Annotated in this window: 16 protein-coding genes; 8 read left to right on the top strand and 8 right to left on the bottom strand. The window is 70.5% G+C overall.

The genetic code is table 11. The features are described 5' to 3' along the window. Nucleotides 1–2: 2 nt before the first annotated feature. Nucleotides 3–1097, bottom strand: coding sequence for a methyltransferase (locus AC4IJH_RS02085; protein WP_490849689.1), 1095 nt, complete (start codon nucleotides 1095–1097; stop codon nucleotides 3–5). Then, entirely contained in the window at nucleotides 1094–2839 is a 1746-nt protein-coding gene (locus AC4IJH_RS02080) for a class I adenylate-forming enzyme family protein (RefSeq protein ID WP_490849688.1), read from the bottom strand. The genes AC4IJH_RS02085 and AC4IJH_RS02080 overlap by 4 nt, the downstream gene beginning before the upstream one ends. 307 nt (nucleotides 2840–3146) lie before the next feature. Between AC4IJH_RS02080 and AC4IJH_RS02075 the strand changes: the two genes are divergently transcribed. The 5 genes from AC4IJH_RS02075 to AC4IJH_RS02055 all read left to right on the top strand — a co-directional run bounded on the left by AC4IJH_RS02075 (nucleotide 3147) and on the right by AC4IJH_RS02055 (nucleotide 8470). Beyond that, nucleotides 3147–4814 carry an FAD-dependent monooxygenase gene (locus tag AC4IJH_RS02075; RefSeq protein WP_490849687.1) on the top strand — a complete coding sequence of 556 codons (1668 nt, stop codon included), beginning with the start codon at nucleotides 3147–3149 and terminating at the stop codon, nucleotides 4812–4814. Nucleotides 4815–5009: 195 nt separating this feature from the next. Further along, entirely contained in the window at nucleotides 5010–5879 is an 870-nt protein-coding gene (locus AC4IJH_RS02070) for an AfsR/SARP family transcriptional regulator (RefSeq protein WP_490849686.1), read from the top strand. Nucleotides 5880–6051: 172 nt separating this feature from the next. Beyond that, nucleotides 6052–6858, top strand: a complete 807-nt coding sequence (locus AC4IJH_RS02065) for an SDR family NAD(P)-dependent oxidoreductase (RefSeq protein ID WP_490849685.1) — start codon at nucleotides 6052–6054, stop codon at nucleotides 6856–6858. 144 nt (nucleotides 6859–7002) lie between these two features. Continuing rightward, nucleotides 7003–7776: an SDR family oxidoreductase gene (locus tag AC4IJH_RS02060; RefSeq protein WP_490849684.1), complete on the top strand. Its 774-nt coding sequence runs from the start codon at nucleotides 7003–7005 to the stop codon at nucleotides 7774–7776. 34 nt (nucleotides 7777–7810) lie between these two features. Then, a complete protein-coding gene (locus tag AC4IJH_RS02055; protein ID WP_490849683.1) occupies nucleotides 7811–8470 on the top strand; it encodes a cupin domain-containing protein in 660 nt (219 codons plus the stop codon). 81 nt (nucleotides 8471–8551) lie between these two features. Here the strand turns inward: AC4IJH_RS02055 and AC4IJH_RS02050 are convergent, their stop codons facing one another. After that, nucleotides 8552–10132, bottom strand: a complete 1581-nt coding sequence (locus AC4IJH_RS02050; protein WP_490849682.1) for an FAD-binding oxidoreductase — start codon at nucleotides 10130–10132, stop codon at nucleotides 8552–8554. A 36-nt stretch (nucleotides 10133–10168) separates the two neighbouring features. Then, nucleotides 10169–10831: an O-methyltransferase gene (locus AC4IJH_RS02045; protein ID WP_490849681.1), complete on the bottom strand. Its 663-nt coding sequence runs from the start codon at nucleotides 10829–10831 to the stop codon at nucleotides 10169–10171. A gap of 298 nt (nucleotides 10832–11129) precedes the next feature. On the opposite strand from AC4IJH_RS02045, the gene AC4IJH_RS02040 reads away from it, so the two are divergent. Both AC4IJH_RS02040 and AC4IJH_RS02035 read left to right on the top strand, forming a co-directional pair. Continuing rightward, nucleotides 11130–11666 (top strand): flavin reductase family protein, encoded by a 537-nt coding sequence (locus tag AC4IJH_RS02040; protein ID WP_490849680.1) that lies wholly within the window; start codon nucleotides 11130–11132, stop codon nucleotides 11664–11666. A gap of 90 nt (nucleotides 11667–11756) precedes the next feature. Then, entirely contained in the window at nucleotides 11757–13337 is a 1581-nt protein-coding gene (locus AC4IJH_RS02035; RefSeq protein ID WP_490849679.1) for a 4-hydroxyphenylacetate 3-hydroxylase family protein, read from the top strand. Here AC4IJH_RS02035 and AC4IJH_RS02030 read toward each other — a convergent pair. From AC4IJH_RS02030 to AC4IJH_RS02015, 4 genes are read right to left on the bottom strand one after another with little or no spacing between them, the layout of a single operon-like run. After that, nucleotides 13327–14070, bottom strand: a complete 744-nt coding sequence (locus AC4IJH_RS02030) for a helix-turn-helix domain-containing protein (protein WP_490849678.1) — start codon at nucleotides 14068–14070, stop codon at nucleotides 13327–13329. The two genes, AC4IJH_RS02035 and AC4IJH_RS02030, sit on opposite strands and share 11 nt — an antisense overlap. Then, complete coding sequence (locus AC4IJH_RS02025) at nucleotides 14070–15530, bottom strand: class I adenylate-forming enzyme family protein (RefSeq protein ID WP_490849677.1); 1461 nt, start codon at nucleotides 15528–15530, stop codon at nucleotides 14070–14072. The genes AC4IJH_RS02030 and AC4IJH_RS02025 overlap by 1 nt, the downstream gene beginning before the upstream one ends. A 60-nt stretch (nucleotides 15531–15590) precedes the next feature. Beyond that, the gene (locus AC4IJH_RS02020) at nucleotides 15591–16706 is read right to left on the bottom strand and encodes a 3-dehydroquinate synthase II family protein (protein ID WP_490849676.1); all 1116 of its coding nucleotides are present in this window, start codon (nucleotides 16704–16706) and stop codon (nucleotides 15591–15593) included. Beyond that, nucleotides 16703–17509 carry a 2-amino-3,7-dideoxy-D-threo-hept-6-ulosonate synthase gene (locus tag AC4IJH_RS02015; RefSeq protein ID WP_490849714.1) on the bottom strand — a complete coding sequence of 269 codons (807 nt, stop codon included), beginning with the start codon at nucleotides 17507–17509 and terminating at the stop codon, nucleotides 16703–16705. Before AC4IJH_RS02015 ends, AC4IJH_RS02020 begins: the two co-directional genes overlap by 4 nt. A 304-nt stretch (nucleotides 17510–17813) precedes the next feature. Between AC4IJH_RS02015 and AC4IJH_RS02010 the strand changes: the two genes are divergently transcribed. Then, nucleotides 17814–19502 (top strand): FAD-binding oxidoreductase, encoded by a 1689-nt coding sequence (locus AC4IJH_RS02010; RefSeq protein ID WP_490849675.1) that lies wholly within the window; start codon nucleotides 17814–17816, stop codon nucleotides 19500–19502. The last annotated feature ends 414 nt before the right edge of the window (nucleotides 19503–19916 follow it).

The raw sequence follows: 19916 nt of genomic DNA, 5'->3' as shown, positions 1-19916 counted from the left end.
GATTACGTCTCAAGGGGGCGCCGGCCGGCCGCTCCTGCCGGGGCGCAGATGAGCAACGTGGTCTCCAGGGCCAGTGGGTGTTCGGATTCCACCCGAAGTCCGGCGGTGGTCAGCACGTCGTGATATCCGGTGCGGGTGCGCTCGCGGCCGCCCGCGGTCATGAGCAGATGCAGGTCCCACAGCAGCGGCAGCAGGTGCTGCCCGTCCTCGGGGACGACCCGTTCGAGGATCAGCAGCCGGGAGGAAGCCGTCATCGCCTCGCGGATGTTCGACAGCAGCCGCACGCACCGGTCGTCGGCCCAGTCCTGCAGGACACGGGAGAGCAGATACACATCGGCGCCGGCCGGGACCCCTTGGAACACGTCCCCGCCGCGCACCTCGTACGTGCGCTCGTCGAGGGCGCCGCGCAGGTACTCGGTGGCGACCGGGAGCATGTGCGGCAGGTCGAACAGCACGCCCCGAAGGCCCGGGTGGGCCCGCAGAACTGTGGCGAGCAGCATGCCGCTGCCTCCCGCGACGTCGACCACGGTGCGCCGGCCGGTGAAGTCGAAGGCGTCCAGGACGTCGGGAAAGAAGACGTTGCCGACGTTCATGGCGCGCTGGAACTTGGCACCGGCCTGCGGGGTGTCGCGCAGGTAGCCGTGCAGGGTGAGGCCGAAGGTGTGCTCGAAACCGGAGGTACCGGTCCGTATCGCCTCGGGCGCCGCCCCCCAGGCGCGGTGGAACTCCTCGCCGTAGAGGCGGACCAGGTCCCGCATCGACCACTCTCCGCACAGCAGTTCGCCCACCTCGGTGGTGCGGTACCCCCGCGTGTCCGTGCGGATGAAGACCCCCATGGCGGTCAGCAGCCGCATCAGACGGACGATGCCGTCGTGATCGGCCCCGGTAGCCGCGGCAAGGGAGCCGTCCGTGTCGTGCCCGGCCGCGACATGGTCGGGCAGGCCGAGCGCGACCGCCGCGTACAGGGACTGTGCCTGCCAGGTGCCGGTGATGATGTCCACGACGCGGCGCGCGGCGCTCTGGTCGACCATGGAGGGGACCTTCCTGCGTTGGGTGGGGGCGATGCGGCGGTCTGGGGAGCGGGTGGCGGTGGTCATCCGGCCGGGCGCTCGGTGTGCTGGTAGGTACCGGCCGTGCCGGTGACGGCGACCCGGTCCGTCTGCGGCTCGCCGAGCAAGTGGCGGTGGCGCTCGCGCAGTTGGCGCTTGAGGACCTTTCCGGTCACGCCCACCGGCAGCTCCGCGCGCTCCGCGGCCACCACCAGCGCGCGCAGCCGGGGCAGCCCTGCGTGGTCCAAGGCCTGGTTGCAGGCGAAGAGCAGGCCGGCCGCCGACCGCTCGGCGCCGTCGCCGTGGAACACCACCGCGGCCGGGCACGAGGTGCCACAGGCCGCGGGGTCGTCCACGGCGATGACCGCGGCGTCCAGCGCCCCGGTGGCCAGCAGCACGACCTCTTCGAGCGGCAGGCTGTAGACCTCGCCCGTGGCGGACTTGATCACGTCCGGGGTGCGGTCCAGGTGGAACCAGTTCCCCGCGGCGTCCCTGCGGACGATGTCGCCGGTCAGGAAGTACCCGTTGACCAGGGACTCCTGGCTCAGGTCGGGGTCGTCCCAGTAGCCGGGGGTGACACTCGGCGCGCGCACCCCCAGCCGGCCGGCCCGGCCGGGCGGCAGTTCCTCGCCGGTCTCGCTCAGGACCGCGGCCCTGCGCACCACTCGCGCGGGCCGGCCGATGAGCCGCCCGTACCGTGCGGAGTCGGCGGTGTGGGACTGCTTGAACAGCACCATGCCCATTTCCGAGGAGCCCAGGCCGTCCAAGTACTGCGTGCCGGGGCCCCCTTGTTCGCGCCGGCCCCGTTCCACCAGCGGCCGGATGTGCCGCTCGTGGGAGGCGTCGCCCATGCCGTTCCAGGTGTGGAGGGACGCGGCGGCCTCGGGAAGGATCCGGGCGGGGTCCACCTCGGCGAGGGTCAGCGGGAAGCCGAGCACCATGGTGGGCCGGAAGCTGTTCACGGCCCGGGTGAGACGTTCCCCGTCGGCACCGTCCAGGATCAGCGTGGGGATGCCGAGCAGCAGGGCCATGCTCAGGTAGCTGATACCGGCGGAGTGGCTGTGCGGCAACGCGGTCAGCAGCCGGTCGAAGCGCCGTGACGGGAAGGTCCACAGCCGCTCGCGCTTGCCGACGAAGAAGGAGCGGTGCCCGAACACCGGGGCCTTGGGGCGCCCTGTGGTCCCCGACGAGTGGGAGATCATCACCAGCTCTTCGGCCGTGTGCCGGTACGGAAAGCCCGCCAGCCGCCCCGGAGGCCTGACGGCGGCCGTGTCCAGGGCATGGATGTCCTGGGTGCGGGGTGCGGTCAAGTCCGCACGCCCGCCGTCGCGTTCGGCCTGCCACGCGTTGCCGCACGCGTGCAGCAGGAAGTCGTCGCCGACCACCAGCGTGGTCCCGGTCCGCAGGAAGTACTCCGCGGCCGTCGTGGGGGCCATCCGCGGATTGCAGTGCACGGCCGCCGCGCCCAGGCTCGTGATCGCGATGTGGTGCAGCAGGCCGAACAGGCCGTGCCCGGTGTAGACGCCGACGTGCGAGGAGGAGGACACGCCCTGCTCGCGGTACCAGTGGGCGTAGCGGATCACCTTGATCCTGATGTCGTTGAGGGAAAGCCCGGTGAGTTCCTCCTCGTCCCAGGACGCGGCATTCACGTCCGGGTGGAACAGCAGCGGCCGATCACGGTCTCTCGCCACCCGCCAGGCATGCCAGAAGAAGTTCCCGGCGCCCAGTCCGCGGTCGGCCGTAAGACGCAGGCGTTGTGCGACGGAACGGTGCGTGCCGAACAGGAACATGGGAATACCTCGCACTCCGCGGTGCTGCGCCGATTGAGGGTGGGAATCTTCGATGAATTCGTGCGCCTCGAAGAGAGATCGGGCGCCGAAGAAATCGCGTCCCGGTCCGGCCTGCAGTCTGCAAGGCGCTGCTAAAAGACGTCTGGAGATGTCTCGCGAAACCCCGCGGCGCTGCCGCAGGGTCCGTCTGGACCTGTTCTTCAGCCGGTGCTGTAACGATGCCTCACGCGGGGGAGAACGCCGCGACAGCAGCCGCCGGAGTGCGAGCCGCGCTTCCGCGCACCGAGGAGAGCTGGAGGCCGCCGGCATGGAGCGCTCACCGTACGCACCGGTCGTCGTGGTCGGAGGCGGCCCGGTCGGGCTGATGCTCGCCCTCCTCCTCGACCACCACGGTGTGCGCTCGGTGGTACTCGAGACCGCGGACGCGGTGCCCGCCGAGCCTCGCGGCTCCACGCACAACGCCCGCACCATGGAGCACTACCGCCGCCTCGGCCTCGCCGAGCGGGTGCGCTCCCTGGGGCTGCCGGCCCATCATGACGCGGGGATCTCCTTCTCCGTGCGCTACGGCGGGCACGAACTCGCCGCGCTTCCCTGGCCGGGCCCCGCCGAGGTGCGCCGCCGCGTCGCGGCCGCGGAGCCGACCGATCAGGTGCCCGAGCCGATGCACCGCGCCAACCAGATGTACGTCGAGCGCCTGCTGTTCGAGCACGCCCGCACCCGGCCCCGCATCACGCTTCGCTACGGGCACCACGTCACCCGGCTCGCCGAGCACCCCGGCCATGTGGAGCTGACCTCGCTCAGCGCGCGCCGCAGCCATACCTGGCGGGCGCGGTACGCGGTGGGCTGCGACGGCGGACGCAGCTTCGTGCGCCGCTGTCTCGGTGTCACCTACAGCGGCGACGGCTCGCTGGCGCAGGACGTCCTGGGCCGCCGGGCGGGCGCGGCCCACCTGCGCGTCCCCGGCCTGCGCGGCCTCCTGGGACACCGTGCCGCCTGGAGCAACTGGGTCTTCAACAGCGAACTCGCGCTCAATCTCATCGCCCTGGACGGCGGTGACGAGTTCTTCCTGCTCTCCAGCTCCCTGAATCCGGACACCGCCACCGACGCCGACCTGGTCGGCCTGGTCCGACGGGCGGCCGGCGCGCCCCTGGACGTCGGCGTGGTCAGCCATCGCGCCTGGACGCCAGGGGCGGCCCTGGTCGCCGACCGGTTCGCCACGGCGCGCGTCTTCCTGGCCGGTGACGCGGCACACCTGTTCACCCCCAACGGAGGCTTCGGCATGAACACCGGCGTCGACGACGCCGCCAACCTCGCCTGGAAGCTCGCCGCCGCGGTCCAGGGCTGGGCCGGGCCGCGGCTGCTCGCGTCCTACGAGGCCGAGCGCCGTCCGGTGGCGGTGCGCAACACACGGGCGGCACGGGACCTCAACATCGGTCTGGGCAGCATCGACCGGCCTGCCGAACTGGAGGACGACACGTCGGCGGGCCACATCGCCCGTACCAGGACGGGCACTCGCCTTGCCGAGTACGGGCGTCTCACCCTGGACACCCTCGGGGTCCAGCTCGGTGCGCGCTACGACACCTCACCGGTCATCGCCCCGGGCCGGGACTCCCCGCCGCCCGACGCGTTCACCACCTACGCCCCCTCCGGCGTACCCGGGGGCCGGGCTCCGCACCTGTGGCTGCACGAACTCCGCGGCCCGGGCGATTCGCTCTTCGACCACCTGGGCCCAGGATTCACCCTGCTCAGACTCGGCTCCGGCGCACCCGCCGACGCGGGGGCCCTGACGGCCGCGGCGCGTGCACGAGGTGTGCCGCTCACCGAGGTCGAGGTCCCCGACCCCGCCGCGCGACAGTTGTACGGGCGGGATCTGGTCCTCGTACGGCCCGACCAGTACATAGCCTGGCGCGGGAATCGGCCCCCCGCCCAACCCTCGGCCCTGCTCGGACAGGTGACGGGGGGTCAGTTCCGGTGATGGCTTCGATCGATTCTGTGAATGCCCCATCGACGGAACCAGAAGGAGCCGAGCACTGCCTAAGGTGTGTCCGTAGCCGAGGAGTTGACCGCGGGCGTCGTACCGCATCGGCAGGGATGCCTTCACTGTGCGGCCATCCGGGACGACCTCCCGCCGCACCACCGCACCACCGCACAAGAATCAACGGGGGTTATTGTGCAATTCAGTGTGCTAGGCCCGATCTCCGTCCTCGACGGGGATACCGACCGGGCGCCGACCGCGCCGAAACAACGGCAGATGCTGGCGCTCCTCCTGCTCAACGCCAACCAGGTCGTCTCCGTGGCACAGCTCATCGAAGAGCTGTGGGAGTACAGCCCGCCGCCCCGTGCTGTCGCCGCCGTGCACACCTACGTGATGCAGCTGCGCCGCACCCTGCACGACGGGCCGGGTGGACCGCCGTCCCCCGAGCGCCTGATGACCCGTGACCAGGGTTATGTGCTCCGGGTCGACAACGGAGAGCTGGATCTCGACGTCTACGAGGAGCGGATACGCCTCGCCCGCAGCATCCCGGACGGGGACCCGGAGCTGGTGGTCCGCCGGTCCCGCGCGGCGGAGAAGATGTGGCGCGGCCAGATCCTGGTCGACGTGCCCACCGGTCCGCTGCTGCGCGCGGCGATCGAGGTCGTGGAGCGCGACCGGCTCGACGCGCTCGTCCGGCGCATCGGAGCCGACCTGCGCCTGGGCCGCCACCAGGAACTGCTCGGCGAACTCAGTGCCCTGGCCCATCTGCATCCCACCGACGAACGGCTCACCGCCCAGCTGATGCTCGCCCTGTACCGCTCGGGACGGCAGGCCGACGCACTCTCCGCTTACCACCAACTGCGACGCGTGCTGCGCGAGGAACTCGGCACCGGCCCTTCCCGGCGTCTGCAGCGGTTGCACTGCGACATTCTCTCGGGCCACCCCCGGCTCGAACCGCCACGCTCCTCCTCCGCCGACTACCTCCTCTCGCTGCATCTGCCCGATTACCTGCTGCCCCTGGCCACGGCAGCGCCGCGGGCCACGCTTCCCTCACCGCGCGGGTGACGGCTCGCCACTCGCCGCCTTGAAGGCCGCCGGAAGCCAGGCCGAGTGCCGTACGGCGCCCCGGACCCGGCCGATGCAACCCGCCGCGGACGGGTGGTGTTCCAGATAAGAGCGCAACGGACCATTGCGCCCGGATCCCCCGGGCACGAGCCCGACCACGAGAAGGACATTCATGGACCTGCAGCTTTCCGACCGTGTCGCCGTCGTCACCGGCGCATCGAAGGGCATCGGCCTGGCCGTCACCCGCTCGCTGCTCGCCGAGGGCGCCCGCGTGATCGCCGCCTCGCGCAATGTCAGCCCCGCGCTCAAGGAGCTCGCGAACCCGAACCTGCTCCATGTACCGGTCGACTTGATGGAGCCCGAGGCGCCCGCCCACATGGTGGAGCGCGCCGTCGCGGAATTCGGCCGGCTCGACATCCTGGTGAACAACGCCGGCGGGCCGCCGCCCGGTGTCACGCTGCCCCGTGCCGGCTTCTTCGACGCCGACGACGCCGAATGGCGGGCGATCTTCGAGTTCAACCTCTTCGCCGTCGTACGGGCGATCCGCGCCGCGATACCCCGGATGCTGGAGCAGGGCGGAGGGTCGATCATCAACGTCTCGACGGGCCTGGCGCGGCAGCCCGCGCCCGCCAACCCCGAGTACGGGGCGGCGAAGGCGGGCCTGACCAACCTCACCAAGGTGCTGTCCGAGGAGTTCGGTCCCCGGGGAATCCGGGTGAACACGGTCTCCCCCGGGCCGGTCCTCACGGCCTGGTGGACCGACGAGGGCGGCGCGGCCGATGTGATCGCCGGCATGGCGGGCACGGACCGCGACAACGTGATGGAGAACGTCGCGCCGGAGATGATGAACCTGGTCACCAAGCGGCTCGTCTCGCCGGAAGAGGTCGCCGACGTGATCATGCTGCTCGCTTCCCCGCGCTCGGCGAGCACGCACGGCGCGGACTTCTCCGTCGACGGCGGATTCCTCAAGGGCATGTGATCCCCGTGGTGCGGGATCAGTGACGCACAGCATGTGGTGGGCCTCGCCTGTACGGAGGCTCACCACATTGTGCTGTCCCGCGCCGGATCGGCCGTCCCGGCCCCCTGGGCCCGGGCAACTCATCGACGTGAGAGGAGACCTCGTATGGATACGCTGACGGGCCGGACCGCAGTCGTGACCGGGAGCAGCCGCAGCATCGGCCGTGGCATCGCCGAACGCCTCGCGGCCCGCGGGGCGTTGGTGGCGGTCCACTACGCGACCAATTCCGAGGCCGCGGACGACGTGGTCGAGACCATCGAGAAGGCGGGAGGCCGGGCCTTCGCGTTCGGCGCCGAGCTGGGCCAGGAGGGCGACGCCGAGCGGTTCTGGGCCGAGTTCGACGTGCGCCGGCGCGCCTTCGCCGACGACGGGGACACCGGGGTGGACATCCTGGTGAACAACGCCGCGGTGGCGCTGCGCGATCAGTTCGAGGACGCGACCGCCGCCGACTTCGACCGGATGATCGCGGTGAACGTCCGGGCGCCGTTCTTCATCGTGCAGCACGCGCTCGACCGGCTGCGGGACGGCGGCCGGGTCATCAACATCTCCTCCGCCGTCACCCGGCTCGGCCTCCCCGAGGTCATCGCCTACGGCGCGTCCAAGGGAGCACTCGACAGTTTCAGCCGCATTCTGGCCAAGGTCCTCGGCCCGCGGGGCATCACGGTCAATGTGATCGCCCCGGGATACGTGGACACGGACTCCAACGCCGACTGGTTGCGCGACGACGAGCAAGCGTGGGCGCAGACCGCGGCGAAGTCCGTCTTCGGCCGGGTCGGCGAGCCCGAGGACATCGGTGACGCCGTGGCGTACCTCGCCTCCGACGCCGGACGGTGGATCACCGGTCAGCACATCGACGTCAGCGGCGGGACCCGTATGTAGCGACCGCGTCGGCCGACTTCAGTGGAGGACAGTCATGACGGTTCGCCCGGGCGAGGCCTACTACAACCCCCTGTGCCGGGAGAAGCTGGTCATCAGAACCCCGGCTGCCCGGACGGGGGGCGAACGCGCGGTGATGGACATGTACGTCGAACCCGGAGGGTTCGCCGCCGGGTATCACACGCACCCCTTCAGCGACGAACGGTTCACTCTCGTACGGGGACAGCTGCGCGTGCACGTCGCAGGCCGGGACATCATCCTCGACACGCTCGGGCAGAGCGTTCTCGTGCCGCCCGGCACGGTGCACCGCTGGTTCGGCCACAGCGACACCGAGGAGACCTTCGTCGTGGTGGAACTGACCAACAGGGCAGATCGCTTCGAGCAGTTGATCTGCCGTCAGCTCTTCGGTCTCGCCCAGGACGGCAGGACGGACAAGGAGGGGCGGCCGGGCCTGCTGCAGAGCGCCGTCACCATGCGCGAGTTCTCCGACGTGCTGCGGTTCGCCGATCCGCCCTGGCCGCTGCAGCGGATACGCAACGCTCTCCTGGGTCCCGTCGCACGGCTGCTCGGATACCGGGGCTGCAATCCCGAATACCGTGAGCGCCGTCCCGCGCAGACGGCAGAACTGGAGGAACTGCCGCACGAGGTCGCGGCCCGTCTGCGCGGCCACGGAGACCCGGCCCTGGACCTGAACTGACGGGCCCGCCAGCGCATCTGCCGTGCCCGCGTCCGGCGGTTCCGGACGCGGGCGCGACGGTGAAGAGATGCGGCGCCTTGGCTACGGCAGCTCCACGGACTGCCGGTGCCGGAAGAAGTTCCTGGGGTCGTAGGCCTCCTTGACCCGCTGCAACCGCGGGTAGGCGTCCTTGTAGTACAGATCGTGCCAGGGCACGCCGGACTTGTTGTACCGCGAATCGCTCAGATCGGCGTCCGGGTAGTTCACGTAGCAGCCATCGGTGACGGCGTTGGGCACCGGCACACCGCCCGTTCGCGCGTACACCTCCCGGTAGCTCTCCCTGGCCCAGGCCACGTACTTGGCGTCGTCGGCCGGATCGTTCCACTGCGCCGACCAGAGCAGCTTGAACGCGGAACCCCGGTGCCGGGACGCGGTCTCGTCGTGGTCCACCGCGTGAACCCGGCCGCCGAACGGCGTGAGCTGGACGTTCACGTTCGGGCTGTCGATGTCGGGCCGGGTGAGGTGCTTGTACAGGGCGGCGAGGTGGGCCCGGGGGAACTCCGCCCGCATGTACGCCGACTTGTACTCGGCGCGCAGCGTCGGGTCGTTGAGCAGGGGGTTGGTCGTGCCCGCGAAGCGCGTGGCCTGCAGCCACGGCAGCCGGCGCGGTGCGGCGAACTGCGGCATCGGTCCGATGTCGCCCATCTGCTGCGTCAGGGCGCCCCGCTCGACGCGGATGCCCTTGTTCATGTGCGCCAGGTAGTCCTCGAGCAGCTGCTCCGCGCCGGGCGCCTCCGCATCGACCTGGGTGACCATGCCGATCTGGCCGTTGGCCCGGTGGTTGAGCAGCAGGAAGCTGGTCAGGAAGCGCTCAGGGCCTTCGGCGTCGAGGTGCGCGACATGCCAGGAGGCGTAGTTCTGGGCCAGCCGTTTGAACTCGTCCCTGCTGATCTCGCTCCAGGGCCAGGAGACCGCGCTGAAGAGGACTTCGGCCGGAGGCTTGGGCAGCAGGGTGCGCGGGTCGTCGCCTTCGGCTCCCGGCGAGCGGAAAAGGTAGCGGGTGACGACGCCGAAGTTGCCGCCGCCGCCTCCTGTGTGGGCCCACCACAGCTCCCGGTGGGGGTCGTCCTTGTCCAGGGTGGCCAGTACGGTGCTCGCCTTGCCGCGGGCGTCGACCACCACCACTTCCACCGCGTACAGATGATCGACGACCAGGCCGTTCCTGCGGACCAGCATGCCCCAGCCGCCGCCGCTGACGTGCCCGCCGACGCCGACGGAATAGCAGATACCGCCGGGGATGGTCACCCCCCAGGCCTGATACAGCGCCTCGTACACGTCGAGCAGCGTGGCGCCGGACTCCACCGCGACGGCGTTGCAGGAGGCGTCGTAGTAGACGGCCTTCATTTTCGACACGTCGAGCACGGTCTGCACGCTCGCGTTGTAGACGAAGTCCTCCAGGCAGTGCCCGCCGCCGCGTACGGTGAGCTGCTTCCCCTCGCGCACGGCCCGTTCCACGACGGCCGGTATCTGCTCGGGCGAGTCCACGAACTGCACCGCATCGGGATGTGCGACGTACCGGGCGTTCAACGCCCTGATCACGTCCGGATACTGCTGGTCGGCCGGAGTGACGGTCACCGGCCCGATCAACGGGGCCCCCGCGGCACCCGCTGCTTGCTTCGCCATGTTCACACCTTCTCGAACTCGGATGAAATCGCGCTGTCACAGCTTCAGCGCGAAAGCCAGACCGTCGGCGAACGGCACCAGGCTCAACTCCACACGCTTGTCGTCACGCAGTTTGGCGTTGAAGGCGCGCAGGGCCCGCGTCTCGGAGTCCTGCGCCGCTTCGTTGATGACATCGCCGTGCCACAGCACGTTGTCCACCACGATCAGACCGCCTGGACGCGACAGCTTCAGCGCCGCTTCGAAGTACGCCTCGTACCCCTCTTTGTCCGCGTCGATGAAGACGAAGTCGTAACTGCCGACGGCGTCTTCGTCCCGCAGCAGGGCGGCCAGCGACTCCTGGGCGTCGCCGATGCGCAGGGCGACCTTGTGGGCCACGCCCGCACGCACGCAGAACTCCCGCGCGATGTCCGCCCACTCCTGGTTGATGTCAAGGCCGGTCACCCGGCCGTCCGCCGGCAGGGCAAGGGCCGTTGCCAGCAGGCTGTAGCCGGTGAAGACACCGACCTCCAGAGCGCGCTTCGCCCCGGTCGCCCTCACGAGCAGCGCGAGGAACTGGCCCTGCTCGGGGGAGATCTGCATGAGGTGCAGGGGCAGCTCGGACGTCCTCTCCCGCAGCTCGCGCAGCACCGCGTGCTCGCGCAGCGACACATCGGCGATGTAATCCTGCAGGGCGTCGGTCACCTCTACCTGAATTCGCACTCTGGATCACCTCAAGTGAGTGGGAATTTTCCGGAATCTTCGATTGCCACCGGAATCCAATTCACGCAGTAACTGCCGTTCGCGTTACGGCAATTAGAACGACGAGGCCCACACGTGTCAAGCGCTGCACAACCCCGAAGAATGCCTTGCTCGATTCTTCAGCGGCACCTGAGAGAATGCGGGGACGGCCGCCGGCGACTATTCACAGTTCAGTCGGCCATTCACGGACGGCTGCGGCGCCGGAAATCAGGTACGTCGTCCCACGCTTTTCGCCGACCCTTTCCTGAAGGGGGATTCCGTGAGCGCTGGACTGCGGGAACTCAGGGATGCCCTGGGGCAGTTCGCCACCGGGGTCACCGTCGTGACCACGCGCTACGCCGACGCCGTGCACGGGACCACGGTCAGCTCCTTCGCCTCCGTCTCGCTCGATCCGCCGCTGGTCGTGGTCAGCCTGGGCCGGCGCAGCCGCATGTGCACGCGCCTGGCGGGTGCCCCGTTCGGCATCAACGTCCTGGGGGCGCAGCAGCGCGAACTGGCCCTCTCCTTCGCGGGCCGGGCCGGCGCCCCCGTGCCGGCCCGAGCCTGGCGGGAGCACGGCGCGGCGCCGCGCCTCGCGGGCGTGGTCGCCCACTTCGCCTGCGCTCCCTGGGCCGCGTACGACGGCGGGGACCACATCCTGTACGTCGGCGAGGTCAGCCGCTTCGACCACGTCGGCGGCGAGCCCCTGGTCTTCCACGGCGGCGCCTTCCGCGAACTGCGCTCCACCGGCGCCTCACCGGCCTGGACGGGCTCCCTGGACGCCCCCGTCGCCGAGGCCTGGGTGCCCGCCCCCTGACCGGCGCCGGTACCGGCACGGCGTGCGCCCCCGTGGCGGCACCACTCCTTCCTTCCCTCACAGGGTCATCGACCGGACAAGGAAAAGACCATGACGCACCAGCAGAGCGAGGCCGACCGCACGGCCCGACCGGCCCCGGTGACCCGCCCGTTGACCGGCGCGGCCTATCTCGAAAGCCTCCGCGACGACCGGGAGATCTACCTCTACGGCGAGCGCGTGAAGGACGTCACCGCCCACCCCGCGTTCCGCAACACCGCGCTGATGACCGCGCGCCTGTACGACTCCCTGCACGACCCGGCCCGGCGCGCGGTGCTCACGGCCGCGACCGACACCGGCAGCGACGGCTACACCCACAAGTTCTTCCGCACCCCGCGCACAGTCCAGGACCTCGTCGAGGACCGCGAGGCGATCGCCGAATGGGCCCGCCTCACGTACGGCTGGATGGGCCGCAGCCCCGACTACAAAGCCGCCTTCCTCGGCACCCTCGGCGCCAACGCCGACTACTACGCGCCCTTCCAGGACAACGCCCGGCGCTGGTACCGCGAGTCCCAGGAGAAGGTGCTCTTCTGGAACCACGCGATCATCCACCCGCCGGTCGACCGACAGCTGCCGGCCGAGCAGGTCAAGGATGTCTTCGTCCACGTCGAGAAGGAGACGGACGCGGGCGTGATCGTCTCCGGAGCGAAGGTCGTCGCCACGGGGTCCGCGATCACCCACTTCAACTTCATCTCGCACTACGGACTGCCCCTCAAGGACCGGCAGTTCGCCCTGGTGGCCACCGTCCCCATGGGCGCGCCGGGCCTGAAGCTGATCTGCCGTCCTTCCTACGCCGCCTCCGCCGCGGTCATGGGCAGCCCCTTCGACTATCCGCTGTCCAGCCGCCTGGACGAGAACGACACCGTCTTCGTGCTCGACAAGGTCCTCATCCCGTGGGAGAACGTCTTCCTCTACGGCGACGTCGACAAGGTCAACGGCTTCGCCCCGCGGTCCGGTTTCCTGCAGCGCCTCACCTTCCACGGTTCCATCCGCCTCGCCGTGAAGATCGACTTCATTGCGGGGCTGCTGCTCAAGGCCGTCGAGATGACCGGGACCAAGGACTTCCGCGGCATCCAGGCCCGCGTCGGCGAGGTACTGGCCTGGCGCAACATGTTCTGGGCGCTCTCGGACGCGGCCGCCCGCAACCCGCAGGAATGGAAGAACGGCGCGCTGCTGCCCCGGCTGGACTACGGCATGGCCTACCGCTGGTTCATGACCCTCGGCTACCCCCGCATCAAGGAAATCATCGAACAGGACGTCGCCAGCGGTCTCATCTACATCAACTCCAGCGCGGAGGATTTCAAGAATCCCGAGATCCGCCCCTATCTCGACAAGTACGTACGCGGCTCCGGCGGCCACGACTCCGTCGACAGGGTCAAGCTCATGAAGCTCCTGTGGGACGCCGTCGGCAGCGAATTCGGCGGCCGCCACGAGCTGTACGAGCGCAACTACTCGGGCAACCACGAGTCGGTGCGTACGGACATCTTCAGCGCCCAGAGCGCCAGTGGCCAGCTGGACGCCTACAAGGGCTTCGCCGAGCGCTGCCTTCAGGAGTACGACCTCGACGGGTGGACCGTGCCCGACCTGGACTCCTTCGACGGGCTCAGGCATCTGCGGCAGAACCTCAACGGCTGAGACCGCTCCTGGGTGGCGCCATGGACACCATGGCGCCACCGGCGGTCTCGGGTCCGGCCGCTGCCCACAGCTCCGGGCAGTGGCGCAGTTCGTTGCGCAGCCGCTCCCGCAGGCAGAATTCCATCACTTCGGCGGGCAGCAGCGCCTGTCCCCGGGACGGTGGCTCGGCCCGTGACAGCGCCCGGCGCACCGCGGCGGCCAACTGCCCGCATCCGTACACCCGGTGGGCGTGCGGGAAGAGTTCACCGAGCCGACGGCCCAGCTCCGCACCGGTCGGGGCCGAGAGAACCGCGCAGACCCCGTACTCCGATACCGCGACCAGCACGGCTCCGCGTCGGCAGCGGTGGGTGACCGCACGCATCGTGATGCCGCGGCCACCGGCGCGGAACGCCTGCGGCGTCATGCCCAACAGGGTCGAGGCGACCGCGTAGAAGCGGCCGTCGGAACGGAACCCGGAGCTGTAGATCGCGTCCGAGACGGTCCGGGCCCCGAGGAGCTCCTGCCGCATGCGCCAGGCCCGGACCGCGGCCCGGTAGGTGTGCGGTGTCATCCCGGTGAGCGCCTTGAACATGCGGTGGAAGTGGAAGCGGCTGTACCCGGCCGCGCGGGCCAGCTCGTCCAACTGCGGCGGGACCATCGCCTCGTCCATCAGCCGGCAGGCCCGTAACACCGCGTCCGCGTGCCGTTCGGTCAGCGTCTGCTCGTCGCCGAAGTCCGCTCCCCCGCCCGCCATCAGCTCGGCCCGTCCACGGCCGTCACCGCGTCGGCCGACGCCTGTGCCCTCGGTCCGCCGCCGTGCCGCCGGGTACGCTCCCGCAGGACCTTTCCGCTGGGTGTGCGGGGAAGTTCGGGCACCACGTCGTAGCGTTCGGGCACCGCGGCCACGCCGAGGAAACGCCGGCACCAGGCCGTCAGTTCGGCCCGCCCCAGGTCGGCCGCGGCCGCCACCCGCACCTCCAGCGGATCGGCCCCGAGCACCACCGCGTCGGTGACCCGGCGGTGTGCCCGCAACACGGTCTCGACCTCCAGCGGGTCCACGCCCGTACGTACCGCGGCTCCGGTGCGGCCGCACAGCCGGAGCACCCCGGTCGCCGGGTCACGTACCACCCGGTCCTGGGTGGACAGCCAGCCCTCCGACCACCGGGGTGCGCACCCCTCGCGGGCGGCGCGTCCGCGCTCATCGTCGGGCCCGGGCGACCGGTCGTACAGATAGGGCGACTGTTCGACCTGGATCTCCAGGACCCCGCGCACGGTGCGCGTGCGCACCCCCGGCACCGGCGTGCCGATCGAGTGCGGCCCCGAGGTTCCCAGGAGATCCGCTGCCACGATCCCGGTCTCCGTGGTTCCGTACGCCTGCCCCACCGCGATGGCGTAGCGGCGCGCGAAGGCCCCGGCCACCTCGCTCGGCAGTTCCTCGCCGCCCGAAACGGCGCGTCGCAGCGACGGCAGCCGCACCTCCACGGGGGCTTCGGCGAGCATCCCGATGTGCGCGGGTGAGCCGAGCACCACGTGGCCCGCGGCGGCCGCGGCCACCACCGCCGCGGACGAGCGCGCCGCGGGAAGCACCAGCGTGGCCCCTTCCCCCAGCGCGTGCAGCACCCCGCCGATCAGCGCGAAGGACTGCGTCACCGGTTCCAGGACCGCCACCCGCTCCCCCGCTCTGGGCATGCCGGGCAGCGTGCGCAGCCGTTCCAGTTCCGCCAGGAGGGAGGCCGGCGTACGGCCGACCGCCTTCGGGTGGCCCGTCGTACCGGACGAGAAGTGCGCCAGACAGTGCCCCGTGCGGGCCGCGCGGCCGCCTCGCCTGCGCCGGACGAGGACCTCGCACTCGTCGACGAACAGGTCCTCGCGACCGTACGTCTCGCCCAGGGTGACGACGAACTGGGGCGAGCACAGCTCCAACAGGTCCTCGCGGCCCGCGGCCGGCGTGCGCGGATCGAGCAGGGTCACCTGCGCGCCCAGGGACCACAGGGCCAGCAGCGACCACAGGTAGGTGAAGCTCGGCGTGCCGTGCACAGCGACCGTGCTGCCCGGCCGGATGCCGTAGCCGCTCAGCGCCTCGGCCTGTCGTGCGGTCTCGCGACGCATCGCGGCGAAGGTGATCTCGTTGCCCGAGCGGGCCGACCTCGCCCAGACCGCCCCCGGGCCGGCCCGCCTCAGTAACGCGGCGCCCCACCAAGGCAGTTCAGTCATCGTTCCTCCCGGATGCCGCGGCGCCGGGTCCGTGCCGGGGCGGCCGCCATGTGCGGCGTGCTACTTCTCGACGCAGAACTCGCCGACCGGCCAGCCGACATGCCGCTTGTCGGTGGCGACGTGGCCCAGGACCTGGTCGCCCTTCTTCAGCTCGGTCACGTTGAGCACACTCGCCCCCGGGCCGAGCACCCGCACATGCCAGTCGTCCTGGACGATCAGGTTGACCGCCACGCCCTCCGGCGAGGTCGCCTTGATGCTCAGCAGCGGGCGGGACTCCAGCTTGATCCGGCCCACCACGATGCGGCGGGTGCGGCCGTCGGCACCCACCGCGAGCACCGAGCTCCCGGCCTCCAGCTCACTGAGGTAGTTCGTCCGGTTGTCCCGGCCGAAGACATAGCTGTGCAGCGCGCCCGCGTTGATACGGAACGGCCGGGTCGGCATGTAGGGCAGCGGGTGCGTCTCACTCACGCACAGGATGAATCCGTGCGCGTACGAGCCGACGAGCATGCCCTCGTCCTGCTCGAAATGCGTGCAGGTGTCGATGCACACCCGATCGCCGAGACCCAGGTGCTCGGTCGAGTCGACCGTCAGCGTCTGCAGGTTCAGGTCGGGGGTCCGCTCCGCCAACATGGCGACCAGGGCGAACACGTCGTTGGCGTCGCGCGGTGCGAGCAGCACCCCCTCCGAGCCCTTCTCCAGCACATCGACGATGACCTTGGCCTCTTCGAGATCGTCGGCCCGGCAGATCAGCCGGCCGGGCGCGCGGTCGGCCGCCGCGATCACGATCTCCAGCGGGATCTTCGTCGGGTCCTTGAACTCGACCACCGTGTACGGCAGGGCCACCGCCGTCTCGCAGGCCAGGGTCAGCGTCGGGTCGTCGACTACATGCACCACTGCCGCGGTGTCCTGCTCCCCGGCGCGGTGGCGCTCGCGCGCCGCATCGAGCCCGGCGGTGTCCCGTACCTCGCGCAGCACGATCAGACCGTCGGGACCTTCCCCGTCCGACCGCCCGGGCCCAAAACCCGCGAGAACCCGCTTGACCGTGGCGGGCAGCGTCGCGAGCGCCGCCGGATCGTCGTCGACGATGGCGTCCACCCGGGCGTGAACGGCCGCGTCGATGACCGCCTCACGCTGCTCGGCACGAACGGAACGAAGGTCAATCCAGGCGAATTTCACAGCGAACCTGCCAGGTGTGTGTGCGGCACCGGCTCGGAACCGAGCTCACTGCCATGGACGATTGCGGCCAACTCACCGACCGTGTGCCGGGGAGAAGGGCTGGTGAAGACCCGCCGCCCCACGGCGAGGCCGCGGCACCCGGCGGCGAGTGCCTCGGCAGCGAACGCCGAGAGGCTCTGCCCCGATGCGCCTCCCCCGGCGACGACGACGGGCAGCGGGGAGCTGTCGACCACTTCCGCCATGCGGTCCGCGGGCGCGGCCATGACGGTCTTGACGATGTCGACGCCGAGATCGGCGGCGATATTGACGACGTGCGCGAGCAGTTCGGGCCGCGTGGGGTCGTCCATCCGGGGACCGCGCGGGTAGATCATGGCCATCAGCGGAATGCCCCACCGGTCGCACGCCGAGGCCACCGCACCGAGATCGGTCAGCTGCGCGGCCTCGGTGGCGGAGCCGATGTTGACGTGCACGCTCACCGCGTCGGCCCCCAGGCGCACCGCCTCCTCCACATCGCCGACGAGGACCTTCGCGTCGCCGTCGGGCGCGTAGGCGGTACTGGCGCTCAGATGAACCAACAGCGCCATCCGGGTCAGCAGATCCGGTGGGATGAGCCGGGCCCGGCCCTTGTGCACCACGACACCGTCGGCGCCGCCTTCGGCGATGGCATGCACCAAGGCGGTGAAGCCCGTGACGCTGGCGACCGGACCGTCGGAGACGGAATGGTCCAGCGGGACGAAGAGGAACCGGTCGTCGGTTCGCCGGGACAGCCGGGCCAGACGCAGGGCCTTTCCGCTCAGCGGCATCCTGGGCATGTCGCACCCCTTTGCTTGTGATCCATGACGTCCGACGAGAACCGGACAGGACGGGCGACGACAGCCGGACGTCGCGTGGGATCGGCTCCCGCGTCGGCCGCCGTGGGCCGGCTCCATGCCGTGGACTATGGCAGTGGCCGCTGAAGAATCGAGCCAAGGCCCACGCTCCGTACGGCCGGCCGGGCCGGACACCCCAGCACCGGACGCCCCGGGAGAAGACCGCAAGAATCGAAGTGCCCGTCGGCCGCTGCGATGCCTAGCGTCGTCCGCACTGACGTGAGAAGGGATTCGTACAGTGCACGACACAGGCGGTCTTGGACGACGCAGATTCCTCGCGGCGGGCGCCACCGTGGCAGGTGCCGCCGCCCTGACCGGAACAGGAAAGATTGCCACCGCTGCCGACGCGGGCACGGACACCGGGTCGGCGGCCCCGCCCTCCTCGGCCGTGACGGTCACCCCGGACGACGAGCGCTACCCGGACCTGGTACGCGGCTGGAACCAGCGCTGGGTCGGCAAGCCGGAGGCCGTCCATGTGGTCAAGACGGCCGAGCAGGTGGCCCATGCGGTGCAGAAGGCGGTGGACCAGGGCAAGCGGATCACGGTCCGCGGCGGAGGCCACTGCTGGGAGGACTTCGTGTTCCACCCGGATGTCAAGGTCATCGTCGACATGTCCGGGATGACGGCGGTGGACTACGACCCCGAGCGGCGCGCGTTCGTGGTCGAAGCCGGTGCGCGCCTGCTCGACGTATACGAGCGGCTCTACCTTCCCTGGGGCGTCACGGTCCCGGCCGGCACCTGCTACTCCGTCGGCGCCGGCGGATTCGTCAGCGGCGGTGGCTGGGGCATGCTGCTGCGCAAGCACGGCCTGGTCATCGACCACCTGTACGCGGTCGAGGTGGTGGTCGTCGACGCCTCGGGCAAGGTCCGCACGGTGGTGGCCACCCGCGAGAAGGACGACCCCAACCGCGACCTGTGGTGGGCCCACACCGGCGGTGGCGGGGGCAACTTCGGCATCGTCACCCGCTACTGGTTCCGCAGTCCCGGCGCGAAGGGCAAGGACCCCGCGAGCCTGCTGCCCAAGCCGCCCGCCGAGGTACTGCTCAGTGCCGTTTCCTGGCCCTGGGACAAGCTCACGGAAGCCGACTTCACCCGGTTGGTGACGAACTTCGCCGGCTGGCACGTAGCCCACAACAAGCCGGACGACCCCGGCACCGCCATCTGCAGCCTGCTGTCCCTCAACCACCGCTCCAACGGCGCCGTCAGCATCCTGACCCAGGTCGACGGGTCCGTCCCCGACGCTGAGCGGCTGCACGCGGACTTCATGGCCGCGGTGAGCGACGGCGTCAGCGCCAAGACCGGACCCGCCCTGACACAGATGGGCGAGTTCACGGCCATGCCGGAACTGGCCGAACCACGGCGCCTGCCCTGGCTGCAGGCCACCCGCTACATCGGAACAGCGAACGCGACCACCAACAACCCCACCCTCAAAGGCGACTTCAAGTCCGCGTACATGCGCGCCCAGTTCCCCAAACAGCAACTCAAGGCGCTCTACCGGCACTTGTCGCGCGACGACCTCGACAACCCCACGGCCTCGCTGATGCTCAGTTCCCACGGCGGCCGGGTCAACGCGGTCCCCGCTTCCGCCACCGCCTCCGCCCATCGCGGCTCAGCCTTCAAGATGGCCTGGATGATCTGGTGGACCGATCCCGCGGACGAGGCCGAGTGCGTGGGCTGGCTCCGGAAGTTCTACGAGGACCTGTACGCGGACACGGGAGGCGTCCCCGTCCCCAACGACGTCACCGACGGCTGCTACGTCAACTACCCGGACGTCGACCTGAGCGACCCCCGCCACAACACGTCCTCGGTTCCCTGGCACGAGCTGTACTACAAGGGCAACTACAGCCGCCTGCAGCAGGTCAAGAAGGCCTACGACCCCAGGAACGTCTTCCATCACGCCCAGTCGGTCCGGCTGCCCGGCTCCTGACCGGGTTCCGGCTGCCCGGCTCCTGACCGGGTCGGGCGGTGCAACCCCGCCGGGGGTTTCGGGGTTCCACAAGGGGCGGGAAGCAGGTCCCGCCCCTCAGCCCGAATCTGGAGCCCGTCGATGGCCAACGGTCCCCGCGCCCCGCGCCCCCGGCCGACACCGAAGCGGCTGTCACCGGGGGCGGCCCCATCGGCACGCCGCCCACCCGAGAGCCGGCGCCGCCCGGCAGCGGTTCGGCGTCTTCGCGACCACGAGCCGAACCCGCAGGCCTTGCCCGACAGCCCTGGCCTTCCGTGCCGCCGCTGTCTGCGCAGATCCACACCTCCCCCTTGAGCCGGAGACGGGCCCTGGGCGACACGACTTGGCCGATTCCGCGTTGCCCCAGCACAGCCGGGTGACGCAAGGTCGGGGAAC

The organism is Streptomyces sp. UF-297, from assembly GCF_058245575.1.
Note: the sequence above shows the minus strand (reverse complement) of the source record. Positions and strands in the feature narration are given on the sequence as shown.

Bases quoted from the DNA above. Each gene is read 5' to 3' on its own strand.
- AC4IJH_RS02080 (WP_490849688.1), bottom strand. From the start codon at position 2,839: ATGTTCCTGTTCGGCACGCACCGTTCCGTCGCACAACGCCTGCGTCTT.
- AC4IJH_RS02085 (WP_490849689.1), bottom strand. From the start codon at position 1,097: ATGACCACCGCCACCCGCTCCCCAGACCGCCGCATCGCCCCCACCCAA.
- AC4IJH_RS02060 (WP_490849684.1), top strand. From the start codon at position 7,003: ATGGATACGCTGACGGGCCGGACCGCAGTCGTGACCGGGAGCAGCCGC.
- AC4IJH_RS02065 (WP_490849685.1), top strand. From the start codon at position 6,052: ATGGACCTGCAGCTTTCCGACCGTGTCGCCGTCGTCACCGGCGCATCG.
- AC4IJH_RS02035 (WP_490849679.1), top strand. From the start codon at position 11,757: ATGACGCACCAGCAGAGCGAGGCCGACCGCACGGCCCGACCGGCCCCG.
- AC4IJH_RS02025 (WP_490849677.1), bottom strand. From the start codon at position 15,530: ATGACTGAACTGCCTTGGTGGGGCGCCGCGTTACTGAGGCGGGCCGGC.
- AC4IJH_RS02055 (WP_490849683.1), top strand. From the start codon at position 7,811: ATGACGGTTCGCCCGGGCGAGGCCTACTACAACCCCCTGTGCCGGGAG.
- AC4IJH_RS02015 (WP_490849714.1), bottom strand. From the start codon at position 17,509: ATGCCGCTGAGCGGAAAGGCCCTGCGTCTGGCCCGGCTGTCCCGGCGA.
- AC4IJH_RS02050 (WP_490849682.1), bottom strand. From the start codon at position 10,132: ATGGCGAAGCAAGCAGCGGGTGCCGCGGGGGCCCCGTTGATCGGGCCG.
- AC4IJH_RS02075 (WP_490849687.1), top strand. From the start codon at position 3,147: ATGGAGCGCTCACCGTACGCACCGGTCGTCGTGGTCGGAGGCGGCCCG.
- AC4IJH_RS02030 (WP_490849678.1), bottom strand. From the start codon at position 14,070: ATGGCGGGCGGGGGAGCGGACTTCGGCGACGAGCAGACGCTGACCGAA.